This window comes from Limosilactobacillus equigenerosi DSM 18793 = JCM 14505 (assembly GCF_001311375.1).
GTDB lineage: Bacteria > Bacillota > Bacilli > Lactobacillales > Lactobacillaceae > Limosilactobacillus > Limosilactobacillus equigenerosi.
Genome location: NZ_BBAS01000002.1, coordinates 25353 through 44234 on the forward strand (window position 1 = coordinate 25353; position 18882 = coordinate 44234).

The following is an 18882-nucleotide window of genomic DNA, read 5'->3' on the forward strand; positions in this document are numbered from 1 at the left end:
GTTATTCCTCAACTTTAGTAATCGGCGCAAAGCTTGCTAACAAGCGCTTCACCCCTTGTTGTGGGAAGGCGATATCTAATTCCATATCAGTCCCGGTTCCATTGACTGAGACCACCGTTCCCGTTCCCCACTTTTTATGCGTGACCTTATCACCGGTTGCCCAACTTTCCTTATCAGCTCCCGTCCCAGTATTCGCCACTTTTGGGGCCACCTTTTTACCTGGGGTCCGTCGTGGCGTTGACCGGTATGTCGTGGCCTGACTGGCTTGACTTGCATAACCACCGTAAAGGCCTTGGGAGGTTTTTCCAAAGGATAAGCCACCTTGGTTTTCACTTTGAATTAATTGATCATCAATTTCATCCACAAAATCGGATGGTTGGTTTCGTTGCACCCGTCCATATAGCATCCGTGAATAAGCATTCGTTAGGTATAATTTCCGTTCGGCCCGCGTGATCCCGACATATGCCAACCGGCGTTCTTCTTCCATTTCTTCGTTGTTTTCCATTGAACGCGCTAATGGAAAGACTCCGGTTTCCATCCCAACTAAGAACACCACTGGAAATTCCAACCCCTTCGCCGCGTGTAGGGTCATTAACGTCACCGCTGGTTCTTGTTCATCCACATCATCTTGATCCGAAACTAACGCTAAATCAGCTAAGAAATTCACGATTTTTTTCTAATGGGTCAACCTCATCGTCAGCGTGTTGCTTATCATATTCCGCCGTTACCGACTTAAATTCATCTAAGTTTTCCCGGCGAGCTTGGGCTTGTAAGGTCTTATCTTGACGTAAGCTTCATCATAGCCAGACTTATCTAAAATATAATCCGTTAAATCCGTAATTGACATCACCTTAGCATGATCACGTAAGTCTTCCATTAACATCCCAAAGGCTTCCAATTTATTTTTCGCCGCTGCCCCTAATTCGGTTGCCATCATCACATTTTGCGCCGCATATAACATGGGCCAATGATTATCCATTGCAAAGGCTCGGAGATGTTCGACACTCGTCGCTCCGATGCCTCGTTTAGGCGTATTAACCACCCGCATAAAACTCATCGAATCATTGGGATTGGCAATCAACGTTAAGTACGCTAAAATATCCCGAATTTCTTTCCGGTCATAGAACTTGTGGCCCCCAACCATCGTGTACGGGATTGAACTCTTAAGGAAGGTTTCTTCAATTACCCGCGATTGGGCATTCGTCCGGTAAAGCACGGCAAAATCATTGGCGTGGCGACCTTGTTCCCGCATTAGGGTTTGAATTTGTTGCACGATAAAGCGCGCTTCATCATGCTCATTTTGCGCCCGATAGTAAGAAATCTTGTCTCCCGCTTCATTTTGCGTCCACAAATTCTTATCCTTACGTTGTAAGTTATTGGCGATCACTTCATTGGCCGCTTGCAAAATCGTCTTGGTGGAACGGTAATTTTGTTCCAACATCACCGTTTGGGCTTGAGGATAATCCCGTTCGAAATTTAAAATGTTGTTCATATTGGCGCCCCGCCAACCATAAATACTTTGGTCCGCGTCCCCAACGACACATAGATTTTGGTACCCCTTGGCTAATAAGTTCACCAATTGATATTGCGCATCGTTAGTATCTTGGTATTCGTCAACATGAATGTATTGGAATTTTTGTTGGTAACGTTGCAACGTTTCCGGTGACTTTTCAAATAATTCAATCGTTTTCATGATTAAATCATCAAAGTCTAACGATTGATTAGTTTGTAAGGCTTGTTGATATTGAGTGTAAACTTGACCCACCATTTGATGGAACGGTCCGCGGTGTTTAGCCAGATAAGTGGCCGGCATTTCCATTGCGTTTTTGGCATTCGAAATCGCCGCTAAAATTTGGCGCGGATCAAATTTTTCCGTATCAATATTCAAATCACCACAAATTTGCTTCACTAACGTCCGTTGTTCACTCGGATCGGCAATCGTAAAGGCGCGGTTGTACCCAAGTAACTCAATGTCCCGGCGTAAAATCCGCACACACAAGGCGTGGAAGGTTGAAACCCAAATATCTTTAGCGTCATCCCCCAATAAATTGGCAATCCGTTCTTGCATTTCCCGCGCGGCCTTATTGGTAAAGGTAATCGCTAAAATATGCCATGGCAAGACATGCTTAGCTTCAATTAAGTACGCAATCCGGTGCGTTAACACCCGTGTCTTCCCGGAACCCGCCCCGGCCATCACCAATAATGGTCCTTCAGTGGCTAACACGGCTTCTTGTTGCTTGTCATTCATTCCTTGTAATAATGTTGCTTCAATACTCACGATTACTCTCTCCTTAACTGTAAACTGGAATAAAAACGCAAAAACCCCGCTCTGCCGAAGCAGTTGGGGTATCTAAAATTTAACGATCATATTGATCGAGATCATATGTTTGAATAATTTGAATTAACTTTTGTGCGTAATTCGGGTCCGTTGCGTAATTAGCATCTTGCAACGCTTGCGCGGCTTCTTGATAGTTTTGTGCTTTCACCACTGGTTCGTAATTATCAGATTTATAATACGTTCCTTCGAGCATCAAACGCGTATGATCGGCAATCGATGCATCCCAACTATCATAAACCTTAAAGCGCCCCTTAATGGTAATCCATTGACCATTCACATATTCACGCGTCGTAAATAGCTTTGAATTGGCCCCGGTCCCCTTAATTCCAAACAAATTATTATCTTCTTTCGATAATTGGCTCTTGCCCCAATTCGACTCTAAAATTGCTTGAGCAATCGTAATTGACGACATCACGTGATACTTAGCTTGCATCCGTTGGGCTTCAGGGGCCACGCGTTTAATAAAGTCCCGCTTTTCTTTGGCTTGCCGTTCAATCGTTTGTTGCTGTTCCATTCGTAAGCGATAATTCATGTAGGCGTGCCGACCAAAGTACGCCCCCACGAGTACAATCATTAATGATAAAAACTAATGATTAGTTTCGTGATTAATTTCATTTTCCGCCGGCGTCGTTTTGCCATTGATTGCTCCTCCAGATTAAACATGATTACCTTATATGATACCGTACTTAACCACAAATTTTAAGTCCTGTAACATAAATGAAAAATGAGGCCGGAATCCCGTTAATTCCCGACCTCATCTGATTCAAATTAATTTTAGTGGAATTGCATCCCACCATCAATTTCTAAGGTTTGCCCCGTCATGTAATTGGAGTCTTCGCCAGCTAAGAAAGCCACTCCGGCTGATGCCTTCGACCGGACAACCGACCTTAACGATACTCCTGATACCCCTAGCATCGTCGAAATTAGTTTTGAACATGGGATCCCCGTCGCGCTTAATGGTGAAGAACTTCCATTAGAGACGCTCATTGCTCAATTAGATCAGTTAGCTGGCCAACATGGTATCGGCCGGATTGATCATATCGAAAATCGGCTGGTTGGGATTAAGTCGCGGGAAGTCTATGAAGCTCCCGCTGCCACGGTCTTAATTAAGGCCCACCAAGACTTAGAAAACTTAACCTTAGAACGGGGATTAGGTCATTACAAGCTATTAGTTGAACACGAAATTAGTAATTTAATCTATAACGCCCAATGGTTCTCACCATTATTTAAAGCGTTAATGGCCTTTATTAAAGCCAGTCAACAAGACGTTACCGGCGTGGTCCGGGTTAAATTATTCAAAGGTAATGTTATCTGTGAAGGGCGGCAATCACCAGTTTCCCTTTACAATGAGGATTTGGCAACTTACACAAGTAGTGACTCTTTCGACCACGAAGCTGCCAATGGTTTTATTAAACTTTGGGGGCTTCCAACTCAAGTTTATGCCCAAGTTCACCAACATCACGATCACAAGGAGTAAATTATGAGTATTGATACTGCCTGGGGTGGCCGGTTTCAAGCCGCCGGATCCCAATGGGTCGATGAATTCGGCGCCTCAATTAACTTTGATCAATTAATGGCGGCTGAAGATTTAGCCGGTTCGCTTGCCCACGTCAAAATGTTGGGCGATACAGGAATCTTAACCGCTGCTGAAGCTGATCAAATTACAGCGGGCCTTCACACCTTACAAACCGAACTTAATGCGGGCCAATTAACCTTTGACGCCACCCATGAAGATATTCACATGAATTTAGAGGCCTTGTTAACGGAAAAAAATCGGCTCCGTGGCGGGCAAACTTCATACTGCTCGGAGTCGGAATGACCAAGTTGCCACTGATTTCCACTTATATTTAAAGCATCGGTTGCCGTTAGTGATTGATGCCATCAAACAATTACAAACCGCCCTTGTTAACCAAGCTAGTCAACACATTCACACGATCATGCCTGGCTATACCCACTTACAACACGCCCAACCAATTTCGTTTGGCCACTACTTAACGGCTTACTACGCGATGCTCAAACGGGATATCGAACGGTTTGAATTTAATCAACAGCATACTGATCTCTCGCCCCTTGGTGCCGCCGCTTTAGCCGGGACCACCTTCCCAATTGATCGGGAAGAAACCACTCAATTACTCGGCTTTAAACAACCATATACCAACTCACTGGATGCTGTCAGCGATCGGGACTTTGCCCTTGAATTTTTAAGCAATGCTGCCATCTTGATGATGCACCTCTCGCGGTTTAGTGAAGAATTGATTAGTTGGTGCTCCTACGAATTTAATTACTTAGAAATGGCTGACGAATACTCCACCGGTAGCTCGATTATGCCCCAAAAGAAAAATCCTGATATGGCTGAACTCACGCGGGGCAAAACCGGACGGGTTTACGGACATTTAATGGGCCTCTTAGCCACAATGAAAAGTTTACCGCTTGCTTACAATAAAGATATGCAAGAAGATAAAGAAGGCGTTTTTGACACCGTTAAAACCATTATTCCGTGCTTAAAAGTGATGACCGGCATGATTGAAACGATGCATGTTAATACCGCTCAAATGCAACAGGCGGTCCAAAATGACTTCAGTAACGCCACGGAATTAGCTGACTACCTCGCCGCTAAGGGGATTCCGTTCCGGCAAGCCCATGCTATTGTCGGGCAATTAGTCTACGAAGGAATTCAAAACCACCAAAATCTCCAAGACTTATCATTAGCTCAATTTAAAGCGATTGATGCCCGGATTGACGCTGATGTTTACCACGTTTTAGATCCCACTGTTGCCGTTGAACAGCGGACTTCACTCGGTGGTACCGGCTTTGACCAAGTTGAATCCCAAGTTAAACAAGCCCAACAAGAACTTCAGCTTCCGTAATTATTATTAACAATAAAGCGCTCGCAATCGCGAGCGCTTTTTATAATTAATCTAATTTTAGTTCTGCACAGCTTTGGGGCGTTACCCCTGGTAGCCACTTCGCAAGCCCTCGTTGTAAATCGGACAACTCACCAGTACTATAAGCCATTAAATGGCCTTGACTAGCATTGGATAATTGCTGAGTTGCTTCAAGGTGACGTTGCACGGCTTGGACCGTCGCAATCGCTGGATCAACTAACGTTACTTGCGGTCCAAGCACTTGTTGAATTTCAGGGGTTAAAAATGGAAAATGCGTACACCCTAAAATTAACGCTGTAATCGGTTGGTTAACTAACGGTGCTAAAGCAGTTTGAACCGCGGCTAAAGCAGCCGGGGTCCCAGTTTGACCAGTTTCGACCACCCGCACTAACGGTTGCGTCGCAAGACTAGTTACTTGAACCGTTGGATTCAGGTACGTTAATTGTTGCTCATACGCCCCGGAATGGATCGTGCTATCAGTGGCAATCACCCCAATTTGAGTGGCCCCAGTTGCGAGCGCCGCTTGGCCCCTGGTTCAATTACTCCAATCACTGGAATGGGCAAGGTTTGCCGTAACAATGGTAACGCGGCCGCCGTAGCCGTATTACATGCAATCACCATTAACTTAACGTCATGCACAACAAAATAATTGGCAATGCGTTGCACAAACATTTGAATTGTTTCATCGGTCTTCGTTCCATACGGGAAATGTCCTTGATCACCAATAAACATAATTGATTCACCAGGTAATTGGGCTTTTAATTGGCGCACCACTGACAAACCACCAATCCCAGAATCCATGACCCCAATTGGTCGATTATCCATTTGGCTCCCCCTTTCAAGTTAAACTAAGTACTTCTATCATAACACAAACCGCCAAGGGGAGCGCTCCCTTGGCGGTTAATTAGCTTTAATTACATTTCGTCTGGTGCTTGCACGTCTAACATGAGTAACGCGTACTTAAGGACATGACTAACCGCTTGCACCACGGCTAACCGCGTATCCCGTAACGCTTCATCATCTAAAATCCGCGTATGGGCGTAGTAACGGTTAAATCGCTTGGCTAATTCTAAAGCGTACTTAGCAATCACACTCGGGTCGTAATTCTTCGCTGCCCGTTCAATTGCATCCGCGAATTGGCCCATAAAGGAAACAATTTCCCATTCAGCTTCACCAATTTGCGTTAAGTCCGTCGTGCTAAAGTCCCGTTTGTTTCCTTTCCGTAACAGACTTTCGGCCCGGGCCCGTGAATATTGTACGTAAGGACCGGTTTCCCCTTCAAACTTCACCACTTCATCAAGATTAAAGTCGATGGCATTCCGCCGGTTGTTCTTCAAGTCATGGAAAATTACGGCACCGACCCCAACTTGCTTCGCAACTTCATCGGCGTTCGCTAACGTTGGGTTCTTTTCGGCAATTTGTTGCCGAGCAAGGCGAATTGAATCGTTCAAGACGTCTTCTAAGGAAACCACGTTCCCTTTCCGGGTGGACATCTTCTTCCCGTTCAAGCTCATTAACCCAAAAGAAATATGTTCAATTTGGTCGTACCAGTAAAGCCCATTTCCTTTAATCCAGCCCGTAATTGCTTAAAGTAGGATTCTTGTTCAGCCCCCACCACGTAAAGTGACTTCACGTGGCCATACATCCGCTTGCGGTAAAGGGCAGCCGCAATATCCCGCGTAATGTAGGTCGTTGTCCCGTTACTCTTGATAATTAACAATGGTGGTAAATCGTATTTGTCTAAGTCAACGATTTGTGCCCCTTGACTTGGCTTTAAAATGCCTTTGTTCTTTAAGAGTTGAATTGGTTCATCCATCTTTGGTGCCATGAAGGCTTCCCCAGAGTATGAATCAAAATCTACCCCTAACATGTCGTAAACCCGTTGGAAACGTTCTAAGGAAATTTCACGGAACCACTTCCATAAGCGCCGGGCTTCTTCATCCCCATTTTCCAACTTAGCAAACCATTCCCGGCCTAAGTCATCGTATTCAGGGTGATCTTCAGCTTCCTTACTAATCCGCACATAGTATGACAACAGCGTGTTAATTGGGTCCTTGGCAATTTCATCATCGTCCCCCCACATCTTGTAGGCGGCCATCATCTTCCCAAATTGGGTTCCCCAGTCACCAAGGTAATCAATCCGGACTGGTTGATAATATTCTTTTTCCAAAATCCGGGCAATTGCTTCCCCAATCATCGTGGAACGTAAATGCCCCATCCCCATTGGCTTGGCAATGTTTGGTGATGAGTAATCCATCGTTACATGAGCATTGTGACCGAGATTACGCCGCCCGTAGTTCGCTGGATCTTGCAAAATTTCCGTTAAAATATTAGCCCCAACTTGCCCTTGGTCCATGTAAAAGTTAATGTATGGACCGGCTTGTTCGACCTTTTGATACCCCGTTGTATCTAATTGCGCGATTAAGTCTCCGGCAATCATTTGTGGTGCTTTCCGCAAGGTCTTAGCCAAGAAAAACGTTGGGAATGCAAAGTCCCCGTGTTCACTATCCTTTGGCCGTTCAAGCTTATTTAAAATGTCATCGATGGTTAAATCCGGCAAAACCGCTTGGAGCGTTTGCGCGATTTGTAATTGTTCGTCCATTGGTTCCTCCGCTTATTTTCTAGCAGTTAAAACTTATTCATACCGAACTATTATACCAAGGAACTACACTGTGATTCAATCATTCTCAGCATGTCTCTTAAATTTAAGTTATAATAAAATCATTACAAGACGAAAGGATTTTCATTATGCCACAACCATTTGATCGACGGCGGCGTCCGCGGACCAGTCACCGCCCTACGCCCCCAGTGATTGTTAATCTCGGGGATCGCTTTCCCTTAACCATCAAAAAAACTTGGGGTTGAAGGCCAAGGAATTGGCTACTTCAAACACAAAGTTTGTTTTGTACCCGGCGCTCTCCCTGGCGAAGTCGTTGTTGCCGAAGTGACCAAAATTCACGAGAAATACTTAGAAGCTAAAATTCATCAACTGCGAACTCCTAGTCCGGCCCGCGTAACCCCACGAGATGCTTATGCTGGAGAAGCTGGGGGCTTTGAATTAGAACACTTAGCTTATGCTGAACAACTTAAATTTAAACGCCAAGTCGTGCTAGATAGCTTAGCTAAATTTAAACCGCGAGGCTACAAACACTATGAAGTCCGTGATACGATTCCGGCCCCCCACCCTTATGGTTACCGCAATAAAGCCCAATTCCAACTACGCCAAGTTGATGGCCACGTTGTCGCCGGCCTTTACCGCGCTAATAGCCATGACGTCATTGATATGGAAACGTGTGCGATTCAAATGCCGGCCACAATGAGAGTGATGCGGCAACTCGTTGCTTGGATTGAAGAATTGCAACTCCCCATCTATGATGAAGCTACCAATAGTGGGATTATCAAAACTATTGCCATCCGTGAATCAGCTAGCACGAATGAAATTCAGGTTACGTTTATTACCAACAGTAAAAAAATTACCGCAAAAACGGCGCCTCATTGAACGTTTGCAAACGACTTTCCCCAACGTCGTTTCCATTATGCAAAACTTCAATCCCGGTGATACACCTCTGGTTTGGGGTGACGAAACAATGCTGTTAGCCGGGCGCCCAACCATTACCGAATCATTAATGGGCCTGGATTTTCAATTATCAGCACGCTCCTTCTTACAATTAAATCCGGAACAAACCGAGACATTGTATGAAGAAGCCGCCCAAGCGGTCGACTTACAGCCAACCGATACGCTCATTGATGCCTACGCGGGGATTGGGACGATTGGCTTATCCCTCGCCAACCGGGTCCAACAAGTCCGCGGGATGGAGGTTATTCCAGCGGCCGTTGATGATGCCAACCACAATGCGCAATTAAACGGGATTGATAATGCTCATTACGAAGTCGGGACGGCTGAAGAATTGATGCCACAATGGCGCGCTGCCGGACTCCACTTTGATGCCTTAATTGTCGATCCACCACGGACCGGCCTTGATCAAGCCTTAATTGAACAAATTTTAGCGGAAAATCCCACTAAATTCGCCTACGTTTCTTGTAACATGGCCACGTTGGCACGAAACCTGGCACGGCTTACCCCTACCTATCGAGTGGACTATATCCAACCGGTTGATATGATGCCCCAAACTCCACGGTGCGAAGCTGTTGTTAAATTAAGTTTAAATCCTAATGCATAAATAAAAGCTGGCGAGAAATGAAAATTTCCTTGCCAGCTTTTTTCGACGGCGCCTTGCGACCTGGATGTAACTACGTTCGCCACGCAGAAGCTAGTGCCTAACTATGACGAAGGCGCCGATCCTAGCATAGCTAGTACCAACGTCTTGTCTACGTTAGGCCACGGCTTCCCTAATGCGTGGCTCACGACCTGATACTAACTACGCTCGCTCAGCAGCACCTTAGGGCCTAACTCAAAATGACGCCGAACCTGGCTAAACCAGTTCCGACGCCATTTGTATCGTTACGCCAACAGGCGCTTTGATAGCTAAGCTCGCGAACTATTTAGTCATATAATCTCTTGTCATTGGCAGATTTTGACCACTTGGACCCTTGGTTAATAGGTATTGAATACAATCAATATTACCGGATTCAAATGACGCTGCACAAGCTTGGAGATATAAATCCCACATCCGCATAAAGCGTTGATCATGCGTCTTGGCAATTTCAGGACTCGCTTGTTTAAAATTCCGATCCCAAGTCTCTAACGTCTTTTGATAATGACGCCGCAACGTTTCTAAATCGGTTAACTGTAAACCGGCATCAACAATATGCCCTAAAATTTCCGTCATCCCTGGAATATAACCACCAGGGAAAATGTACTTATTAATCCACCCGTTATAGGCACCACTCTGTTGCCGGGTAATTCCATGAATCAATGCGACCCCATTTGGGGCTAAGTATCGTTCAACCGTTTGGAAATATTCACCCAGATTTTCCGGCCCCACATGTTCAAACATGCCGACACTCGTAATGTAATCAAACGGGGCATGATCCAATTGACGATAATCTTCCAAAATAACTTGCGCCCGATTTTCAAGTCCTTCCGCTTTAATTCGTTCGTTCACGGCGCGGGCTTGTTCTTGACTTAAAGTAATCCCGACCACTTTTAAATCATATTCTTTGGCTGCCGTAAGCATTAAAGTTCCCCAACCACACCCAATATCTAATAATGTTTGACCGGGTTGCGGATTAAGTTTCTTCAAAATATGATGTACTTTCGCCATTTGAGCCTCTTTTAAACTTAAGTGGGGATCTTCAAAATAAGCACATGAGTACGTCATCGTTTCATCTAGCCATTGGGCGTAAAAATCATTTCCTAAATCGTAATGACTTTGAACATCTGCTTTTGACTTAGCTTGCGTATGCGTTTGTTTAGGCAAAAAGTGGCGATACTTGCTACTCCGTAAAAAAAGAATCAGCGTTTTGATATGCTGATAAAATTAACTTCTGAATTGATCCATCAATCTCAATCCGCCCATCCATATAGGCTTCTCCCAGCGTTATCGAAGCATTCTTTCGTAAGTCATTAATAGCAATCTCATCATTTAATTTAATTGCCACTTCAGGGTGACCGTTGCCACCATATTGTTCAGTTTTACCATCCGGATACGTCACTACCACCGGAATATTAAACGACTTCTTCAAAACCTGCTTTAAAACAAAATTATCAAACATCTTACCTAATCCTCTCTCAAAAATACTATAGTTATAGTCTAGCACTTTGGAAGCGACTTCATAAGTAATTCGACCCTTAATTGTCCTAAATTAAACCAATCCTTAATAAATGTATCAAAACCTAAAAAAACGCCTTAGCAAAATTGCTAAGACGTTTTTCATATAAGGTTGAATCGTTGGTAGATAACCAACCAATCGATTAACGCTTACTAAATTGACTAGCCTTACGAGCCTTCTTAAGACCTGGCTTACGACGTTCCTTCATCCGTGGGTCCCGCGTTAAGAGACCAGCCTTCTTCAAGGCATCCCGGAAGTCAGGGTCGACTGCTAACAAGGCACGAGCAATCCCGTGACGAGTAGCACCTGCTTGACCAGCGAAACCACCACCGTTAACGTTAACTAAAACATCGTATTGACCTTCAGTCTTCGTTACACCAAATGGTTGGTTCACGATAGCACGTAAGTTAGCGAACGGAATGTAATCTTCGATTGCGCGCCCGTTCATAGTAATTTGACCTGAACCTGGTACTAACCGAACCCGTGCGGTTGCATCCTTACGACGTCCAGTAGCACTGTATTGTACTTGTTGAGCCAATTCCGTTCCCTCCTTAGATTAAGTTCGTGATGTCTAACACTTCTGGTTGTTGTGCCGCATGCTTGTGGTTAGCATCAGCGTACACATGCAACTTCATCCCAGTCTTGCGACCAAGAGGGTTGTGTGGAAGCATCCCCTTGATAGTCTTTTCAACCATCCGTTCTGGGGCAAGGGCCATAAATTCGGCTGCCGTCCGCTTCTTAAGACCACCTGGGTGGTTTGAGTGACGGTAGTAAATCTTTTGGCTAAGCTTCTTACCAGTTAACTTAACTTGTGCTGCATTGATCACGATGACGTTGTCACCAGTGTCAACATGAGGGGTGAAAGTTGGCTTGTTCTTACCGCGTAAGACAGATGCTACAACTGATGCTAAACGCCCCAAAGGAACGTCCGTAGCATCAACGATGTACCACTTGCGTTCAACTTCACCAGGTTTTGCCATGTATGTCGTTCTCACGATTATGATCCTCCAATATTTGTCTTTCTTTTACAATAAATTGTGTACCGAGTAATTTATGGAAAAGAAATACCAACACTTAGTTTACTCGGTTTTGTTAAAATCGTCAACGGTTTTTACATTTGTTTCATCGTAATTAACGCTAACTAAATAGAGGCCGGCTGCCGGGGCAGTCATCCGAGCGGCCTGGCGATCATGCGCGGCTAAAATGCGAGAATGTCATCCACCGGTCGTTGCCCATTACCAATTTCAAGTAAGGTCGCTACCATAATCCGAACTTGATTGTATAAAAAGCCATTTCCTTCAAATTCAAAGATAATTTCATCATTCACATCATCGCGCACCACACTCGCATCATCAATTCGGCGAACATTACTTTTGGCTTGGCTACCGGATGCCACAAATGAAGTAAAATCATGCTCACCAATCAAATCCTGCGCGGCCTGATTCATTTTAGCGACATCAACCGGGTATTTATAATGCGACGTATAAAAGCGTTTAAACGGATCAACAAACTCGCCTTGCGCCACTCGATACCGATAGCGTTTACTGTGCGTATCATAACGAGCATGAAAATCTGGCGCCACTTGTTCAGCTTTTTCACCAAAATGTCGCGTGGTAACAGACTATTTAACGCTTTTCGCATCGATTCGTTGCTTAATTCAAATGGACAATCAAAATGCGCAACCTGATTTAAAGCGTGCACGCCCGCATCCGTCCGGCCCGAACCAATTACATGGAGCGGTGGGGTTGGATTCTTCGCAATTTTATTCACGGCAATTTTTAAGGTTTGTTCAATCGTCCGTTTGTGAGGTTGAATTTGAAAGCCGGCAAAGCCCGACCCATCATAGGCAAAGGTAATTTTATAACGATACATCTTTTTCCTCACTTTCTTAACCAAATTAGACTGCATGTTATAGCAACCATCACAATGACTAACCACGTATCAATCCGCTTCCACTGCATGATCCGATATTGACTCCGCGAAGCATCCGGGTCATAACCACGTGCTTCCATTGCCGTAGCTAATTCGTCCGCGCGTTTAAATGATCCAACCAATAATGGCACCATAATCGGCACGAGCGAGCGTAACCGATGAACTAATCCACCTTGATTAAACCGCACCCCCCGCGCTCGTTGCGCATTCATAATGACATTAACTTCATTAAATAAAGTCGGCACAAACCGTAATGCAATCGCAATCATCATGGTAATTTGATTGACCGGCACTTTTAACACCTTCAATGGTTTCAACAGGGCTGCCAATCCATTCGCAAGTGATAGTGAGTCCGTAGTCGCCGTAAGCGCCGTTGACACATTAATAATTAAAAAGAATCGTAAAAAAATCGTGCCACATTGCCGTAAACCATTAGCTGTAATGGTAAAAATCCACCAATGCCAGTACACTTCCCCGCCACTTGAAAAAAAAGGAGCTGAATTAAGACCGTCATCGCAATCACAGCTAGTAACCCGCGAATGCCATGCCAATAAAATTTTAATGGAACCCGGGTCGTTAACATCGTCAGCATTAATAACCCAACTAACACTAAATTACTCAACCAATTATTGGCAATAAATACCAAGCAAACAAACCACAGACATAAAATTAATTATCCGGGCATTTAACTGATGCCACCATGATGAAATTGGCACATATGAACCAAATAAAACCTTAGTTTGCATCATGTCCCTCCAATTCAGTTGCCAATTGGGTTGCTAATTGTTCCATCGTTAACGGTAGCGGCTGTAGCTGGGCGCCACTTTGCCGGGCCAAGTACGCTAATTGAACCGCGGTTGGTAACGATAATTGCCAAGTTGCTAATTGCTCCGCTTGTTCAAATAATTCCCGCGGTGGTAATCGTCGCTACTTTTCCCTCGGTTAATACAACCACTTGATTAGCAACTTGGGCAACTAATTCCATATCATGTGTAATCATGACAATTAACATCTCTTGTTGTTGACAAGTTTGAATTAATTCTACTAATTCATGTTGCCCTTTCGGATCAAGCCCCACTGACGGTTCATCTAAGATTAAAACTTGCGGTTGCATGGCTAAAACGCCCGCAATCGCCACTCGGCGTTGTTGGCCACCAGATAATTCGAATGGTGATTGGTCAAACAACTTGGGATTAACCTTAACTTGCTGTAAGGATTTAATTGCCCGCTGCCGCGCATCCGCTTTAGATAACCCTAAATTTAACGGGCCAAACATTACGTCATCCAACACGGTTTCCGCAAAGAGTTGCTTTTCTGGAAATTGAAAGACATACCCAATTCCTTGGCGCCATTGATCTAATTGTTTGGAAGTTGCTTGGCGGTCAATTATGACTTCATTCCGCTTAATTTGACCTTGTTGTGGTGACTGCAACCCGGCTAATAACTGCATTAACGTAGTTTTTCCACTCCCAGTTTGCCCAATAATGGCTGTCACTTGCCCACTTTCCATCGTTAAATCAATTCCGGATAAGGCAGGACGTGGATTAGTTTGTAGACTTGGATAAGTAAAGCCTACCTCTTGGAATTGAACTGTCGTCTTAACCATGTTTGCATTTCTCCTTGCGTCGTAATCTGAGTTGGCACCTGGATTTGATGCATTGCTAACGCCGCTTTTAACTGCGCTACTGGTGGTTGGTCAAATTGATACTGCGTTGCTAATGCCGGATCACCTAAAATTACTTGTGGTTGGCCACTTGCGACTACTTTCCCTTGATCCATTAACACTACCCGATCTGCTAATAGCGCTTCATTCACATCATGGGTAATTGATAAAATCGCCAGGGCTTGCGTTCGTCGTAATTCAGTAATCGTTGCCATTACCTCTTGACGCCCCACTGGATCTAACATACTTGTCGCCTCATCCAAAATGAGTAACTGAGGTGATAAGACCATCGCACCGGCTAAAGCCACCCGTTGCTTTTGACCACCACTTAATTGTTCCGGTTGACTGGCAACAAACTTTTGCATCCCCACTTTCTTTAACCATTGTGGAATCAAGCGCTGCATTACGTCCCGATCAAGCAGGTGATTTTCTAAGCCAAAAGCCAAATCATCAGCCACCGTGGCGCCAACAAATTGATTATCCGGATTTTGAAATACCATCCCAATCTGTTGATGAATCGCATTTAAATGTTGCTCATCAACCGGAATCCCGCCAACCGTAATTGTTCCACTTGTTAATGGTAATAACCCATCAATTAAGCGAGCTAAGGTACTCTTCCCACTTCCGTTTTGACCAATTAAAGCCACCCATTCTCCTGGTTCAATGGTTAGATTAACCTGTTCCAAACTTGGTTTAACAGCCTCGGGATATTGATATGTCACATCTTTTACTTCTACTAACGCCATCGGCTTTTTCCTCCGTAACATATCTATTCTATCAAATTTATGCCAAAATAAAAAAAATCACTTACAACTGGGATGCGCCAAAAAGGCCTTCGAGCTAGACTAAAAGATTACTCTTCATCATCGTAGCGCTCTATATCACCAGTCATAGTGATTCTTTATTACGTATTAAATTGAAATAGTGATTAAACTAATTCTAAGATAACCATCTTAGCAGCATCACCACGACGAGGCATCGTCTTGATGATCCGTGTGTAACCACCGTTCCGATCAGCGTACTTAGGTGCAAGGTCTTCAAAAAGACTTTGTAATGCTGATTGAACCTTGATGTTGTCACCATCTTCCTTAACGTCAGCAACCACGTTGCGAACGAAGGCAGCGGCCTTACGACGTGATGCTAAATCACCACGCTTGGCCAATGTGATCATCTTGTCCATCGTCTTACGAACTTCCTTTGCCCGTGCTTCAGTCGTCGTAATTGAACCATTAACGATTAAACTCGTAGTTAAATCACGTAATAAAGCTTTCCGTTGGGAACTAGTCCGTCCTAATTTACGGTAACTCATTAGTTCACCCTCCTTTTTAATCTATTTTATCTCTTTTGATTAGTCTTCTTGGCGGAATCCAACCCCAAGATCAGCTAACTTCAACCTGATTTCATCCAAGGACTTTTGTCCGAGGTTCCGAACCTTCATCATGTCCATTTCAGAACGTTCAGTTAAGTCCTTCACCGTTTGGATATCAGCACGCTTCAAGCAGTTGTATGACCGTACTGATAAATCAAGTTCTTCGATTGTCTTATCAAGTACCTTTTCTTGATGCGTTTCTTCACGTTCAACCATCACTTGTGTGGCTTGGGCTTCTTCCGTTAAGTTAACAAACATTGCTAAGTGATCATTTAAGATCTTAGCCGCTAAGCTAATCGCGTCTGTTGGCGTTAATGAACCATTCGTCCATACGTCTAACGTTAACTTATCGTAGTCATTACTTTGACCAACCCGTGTGTTTTCCACCGTGTAGTTTACCCGTTCAATTGGGGTATAGATTGAATCCACTGGTAAGACCCCAATTACTGAATCAGTCATGTGAGCCTTGTTGTCGTCAGCAGATGAGTAACCACGACCCTTGTCAGCCGTCATGTTGATATGCAATTCAGCGCCATCTGCGACCGTGGCAATGTAAAGATCTGAGTTTAAAACAGTTACGTCGCTATCACCTTGGATGTCAGCGGCTGTCACAACTGCAGGACCCTTCACATCAATTTCAAGATTCTTGGCTTCTTCACCTTCAAGCTTAAGCGCAACCTTCTTTAAGTTCAAAATGATTTGCGTAACGTCTTCCGTTACCCCATCAACTGTACTAAATTCATGTAATACGCCATCGATTTGAATGCTCGTAATCGCTGCCCCAGGTAAGGAAGCTAACATTACGCGCCGAAGTGAATTACCTAACGTCGTCCCGTAACCACGTTCAAGTGGTTCCACAACGAACTTACCGAAGTTGTCCGTTTCTTCGATTTTATGAATGTTTGGTTTTTCGAATTCGATCATTCTACTCTACTACCCCTTTCAAAACGTGAATCGCAAATATAAAGGCACCTGCCCGATTAAAACATCGTGGTGCATCCTAGACACGACGACGCTTTGGAGGACGAGAACCGTTATGAGGAACTGGCGTTACGTCCCGGATGGCCGTAACTTCTAATCCAGCAGCTTGAAGTGCCCGGATAGCAGATTCACGACCGGAACCTGGACCCTTAACTTCAGCTTCAACCGTCTTCATCCCATGTTCCATTGCTTGCTTAGCAGCAGCTTCTGATGCCATTTGAGCAGCAAAAGGAGTTGACTTCCGACTACCCTTGAATCCAAGAACACCAGCTGATGACCAAGCCACAGCGTTACCTTGAACGTCAGTAATCATGATTAAAGTGTTGTTGAAAGTAGCGTGAATGTGTGCCACACCAGTTTCGACATTCTTCTTTACACGACGCTTACGTGTACCCTTCTTAGTTGCCATAAACTAATTTACCTCCTTACTTAAAGATTTAATTATTTCTTCTTACCGGCGATCGCAACGGCTTTACCCTTACGAGTCCGAGCATTGTTCTTCGTGTGTTGACCACGAACTGGTAAACCACGACGGTGACGCATCCCACGGTATGAACCAATTTCTTGGAGCCGCTTGATGTTTAATGAAACTTCCCGACGTAAGTCCCCTTCAACCTTAAGTTGGTCAATTTGAACCCGAATCTTGTCTTCTTGTTCTGGGGTTAAGTCACGAACACGAACGTCTTCAGAAACACCAGCATCAGCTAAAATCTTAACTGCTGTCGTGTTACCGATCCCATAAATGTAAGTTAAACCGATTACGATTCGCTTGTCACGAGGTAAATCGACACCTGCAAAACGAGCCATTTAGACACCTCCTTTATTTTCTATTACTTACCTTGGCGTTGCTTGTGCTTAGGGTTTTGGCAAATTACCATCACCCGGCCACGCCGCTTAACAATTTTACAACTATCACACATCTTCTTAACTGATGGGCGTACTTTCATTGTGAAATCCTCCTAAATGCTTTTCAGGCGGTGCTTACTTGAACCGGAAAGTAATCCGACCCTTAGTAAGGTCGTAAGGAGACATTTCAACCCGCACCCGGTCACCAGGTAAAATCTTGATGTAGTGCATCCGGATTTTCCCAGAAACGTGGGCTAAAATTTCAACCCCATTTTCCAATTCAACTTTAAACATCGCATTTGGTAAAGTTTCAGTAACCTTACCTTCAACTTCGATTACATCGGCTTTTGCCACTGACAATTTCCTCCTTGAACAGTCAAAAAAACGTAAAAATGGTGGAAAATCGACTGACCCTCCACTTTTCTAGCTAAACCTTTCAAATTATACCACATGCGTTCATTGAACACAAACTAGGCTATGAAAGGCTTTCTAGTACGGCTTTGACATCAGCGTATACTTTTTCAATATCTTGTTCACCGTCGATATTGTGAAGCACACCTTGCTTTTCATAAAAGTCAATTAATGGCGTGTTAAGCTTAATGTTAACATCTAACCGGTTCTTGACCGTTTCTGGCTTGTCATCATCCCGTTGATAGAATTCATGACCACCACAAACATCACAAGTATCTGCAACCTTTGGCATGTTGTAGAGTTTGTGGTAAGTAGCACCACATTCCCGACAGATGAACCGACCACTTAATCGTTCCACTAATACTTCTGGGTTAACGTGAATGTTAACCACCGCATCAAGCTTCCGATCCGCAGCAGCTAACATTTCATTTAAGCTGTCTGCTTGGACCAAGTTACGAGGAAAACCATCAAGCATAAACCCATTGGCCGTATCCGGTTGAGACAACCGTTCGGCAACAATTCCATTGGTAACTTCGTCAGGAACTAATTCACCTTTATCGATGAATTGCTTAGCTTGAAGTCCCATTGGTGTTTCATTCTTCATTGCTGCCCGGAAAATATCCCCCGTAGAAATATGTGGAATATCAAAATCTTGGACAATCTTTTGAGCTTGCGTACCTTTACCGGCACCAGGCAAACCCATTAAAACTAAATTCATGGTTGA

12 protein-coding genes and 10 pseudogenes are annotated in these 18882 nt (G+C 44.2%); 3 read left to right on the top strand and 19 right to left on the bottom strand.

Features of this window, described 5'->3' with window-relative positions:
* Position 1: 1 nt before the first annotated feature.
* From pcrA to JCM14505_RS09335, 3 genes and pseudogenes are all read right to left on the bottom strand, one after another.
* Positions 2 to 2278: pseudogene (gene pcrA, locus JCM14505_RS01665) on the bottom strand (DNA helicase PcrA).
* 79 nt (positions 2279 to 2357) lie between these two features.
* Positions 2358 to 2912 (bottom strand): glycoside hydrolase family 73 protein, encoded by a 555-nt coding sequence (locus tag JCM14505_RS01670; protein WP_082405583.1) that lies wholly within the window; start codon positions 2910 to 2912, stop codon positions 2358 to 2360.
* A 200-nt stretch (positions 2913 to 3112) separates the two neighbouring features.
* Positions 3113 to 3202: pseudogene (locus tag JCM14505_RS09335) on the bottom strand ((S)-acetoin forming diacetyl reductase); the annotation flags it as partial.
* On the opposite strand from JCM14505_RS09335, the pseudogene JCM14505_RS01675 reads away from it, so the two are divergent.
* Both JCM14505_RS01675 and argH read left to right on the top strand, forming a co-directional pair.
* A pseudogene (locus JCM14505_RS01675) lies at positions 3186 to 3815 on the top strand (adenine nucleotide alpha hydrolase family protein); the annotation flags it as partial. The pseudogenes JCM14505_RS09335 and JCM14505_RS01675 overlap by 17 nt on opposite strands.
* 3 nt (positions 3816 to 3818) lie before the next feature.
* A pseudogene (gene argH, locus JCM14505_RS01680) lies at positions 3819 to 5205 on the top strand (argininosuccinate lyase).
* A 46-nt stretch (positions 5206 to 5251) separates the two neighbouring features.
* Here the strand turns inward: argH and murI are convergent.
* Together murI and argS are read right to left on the bottom strand one after the other, a co-directional pair.
* Positions 5252 to 6048, bottom strand: a pseudogene (murI, locus tag JCM14505_RS01685) (glutamate racemase).
* 89 nt (positions 6049 to 6137) lie between these two features.
* Positions 6138 to 7825: pseudogene (gene argS / locus JCM14505_RS01690) on the bottom strand (arginine--tRNA ligase).
* Positions 7826 to 7971: 146 nt separating this feature from the next.
* Between argS and rlmD the strand changes: the two are divergent.
* Positions 7972 to 9404 (top strand): annotated as a pseudogene (gene rlmD / locus JCM14505_RS01695) (23S rRNA (uracil(1939)-C(5))-methyltransferase RlmD).
* Positions 9405 to 9722: 318 nt separating this feature from the next.
* On the opposite strand, the pseudogene JCM14505_RS01700 reads toward rlmD, so the two are convergent.
* The 14 genes and pseudogenes from JCM14505_RS01700 to JCM14505_RS01765 all read right to left on the bottom strand — a co-directional run bounded on the left by JCM14505_RS01700 (position 9723) and on the right by JCM14505_RS01765 (position 18876).
* Positions 9723 to 10899 (bottom strand): annotated as a pseudogene (locus JCM14505_RS01700) (class I SAM-dependent methyltransferase).
* A 199-nt stretch (positions 10900 to 11098) separates the two neighbouring features.
* On the bottom strand, positions 11099 to 11494 hold the full coding sequence (gene rpsI, locus JCM14505_RS01705) for a 30S ribosomal protein S9 (RefSeq protein ID WP_054652426.1): 396 nt from the start codon (positions 11492 to 11494) through the stop codon (positions 11099 to 11101).
* A 13-nt stretch (positions 11495 to 11507) separates the two neighbouring features.
* On the bottom strand, positions 11508 to 11951 hold the full coding sequence (gene rplM, locus JCM14505_RS01710) for a 50S ribosomal protein L13 (RefSeq protein ID WP_054652427.1): 444 nt from the start codon (positions 11949 to 11951) through the stop codon (positions 11508 to 11510).
* 84 nt (positions 11952 to 12035) lie between these two features.
* A pseudogene (truA, locus tag JCM14505_RS01715) lies at positions 12036 to 12828 on the bottom strand (tRNA pseudouridine(38-40) synthase TruA).
* An 8-nt stretch (positions 12829 to 12836) separates the two neighbouring features.
* Positions 12837 to 13634, bottom strand: a pseudogene (locus JCM14505_RS01720) (energy-coupling factor transporter transmembrane component T family protein).
* 152 nt (positions 13635 to 13786) lie between these two features.
* Positions 13787 to 14494: an ATP-binding cassette domain-containing protein gene (locus JCM14505_RS01725; RefSeq protein ID WP_054652428.1), complete on the bottom strand. Its 708-nt coding sequence runs from the start codon at positions 14492 to 14494 to the stop codon at positions 13787 to 13789.
* Positions 14461 to 15297: an energy-coupling factor transporter ATPase gene (locus tag JCM14505_RS01730; protein ID WP_054652430.1), complete on the bottom strand. Its 837-nt coding sequence runs from the start codon at positions 15295 to 15297 to the stop codon at positions 14461 to 14463. The genes JCM14505_RS01725 and JCM14505_RS01730 overlap by 34 nt, the downstream gene beginning before the upstream one ends.
* Before the next feature lie 182 nt (positions 15298 to 15479).
* Positions 15480 to 15860: a 50S ribosomal protein L17 gene (gene rplQ / locus JCM14505_RS01735; RefSeq protein ID WP_054652432.1), complete on the bottom strand. Its 381-nt coding sequence runs from the start codon at positions 15858 to 15860 to the stop codon at positions 15480 to 15482.
* Positions 15861 to 15899: 39 nt separating this feature from the next.
* Positions 15900 to 16844 (bottom strand): DNA-directed RNA polymerase subunit alpha, encoded by a 945-nt coding sequence (locus JCM14505_RS01740; RefSeq protein WP_054652435.1) that lies wholly within the window; start codon positions 16842 to 16844, stop codon positions 15900 to 15902.
* 76 nt (positions 16845 to 16920) lie between these two features.
* Positions 16921 to 17310, bottom strand: a complete 390-nt coding sequence (gene rpsK, locus JCM14505_RS01745; protein ID WP_054652437.1) for a 30S ribosomal protein S11 — start codon at positions 17308 to 17310, stop codon at positions 16921 to 16923.
* A gap of 32 nt (positions 17311 to 17342) precedes the next feature.
* Positions 17343 to 17708, bottom strand: coding sequence for a 30S ribosomal protein S13 (gene rpsM / locus JCM14505_RS01750; protein ID WP_054652439.1), 366 nt, complete (start codon positions 17706 to 17708; stop codon positions 17343 to 17345).
* A 23-nt stretch (positions 17709 to 17731) separates the two neighbouring features.
* Positions 17732 to 17848 carry a 50S ribosomal protein L36 gene (gene rpmJ, locus JCM14505_RS01755; RefSeq protein WP_054652441.1) on the bottom strand — a complete coding sequence of 39 codons (117 nt, stop codon included), beginning with the start codon at positions 17846 to 17848 and terminating at the stop codon, positions 17732 to 17734.
* 34 nt (positions 17849 to 17882) lie between these two features.
* Positions 17883 to 18101, bottom strand: a complete 219-nt coding sequence (gene infA / locus JCM14505_RS01760) for a translation initiation factor IF-1 (protein WP_003681606.1) — start codon at positions 18099 to 18101, stop codon at positions 17883 to 17885.
* A 121-nt stretch (positions 18102 to 18222) separates the two neighbouring features.
* On the bottom strand, positions 18223 to 18876 hold the full coding sequence (locus tag JCM14505_RS01765) for an adenylate kinase (RefSeq protein WP_173571617.1): 654 nt from the start codon (positions 18874 to 18876) through the stop codon (positions 18223 to 18225).
* Between the last annotated feature and the right edge of the window lie 6 nt (positions 18877 to 18882).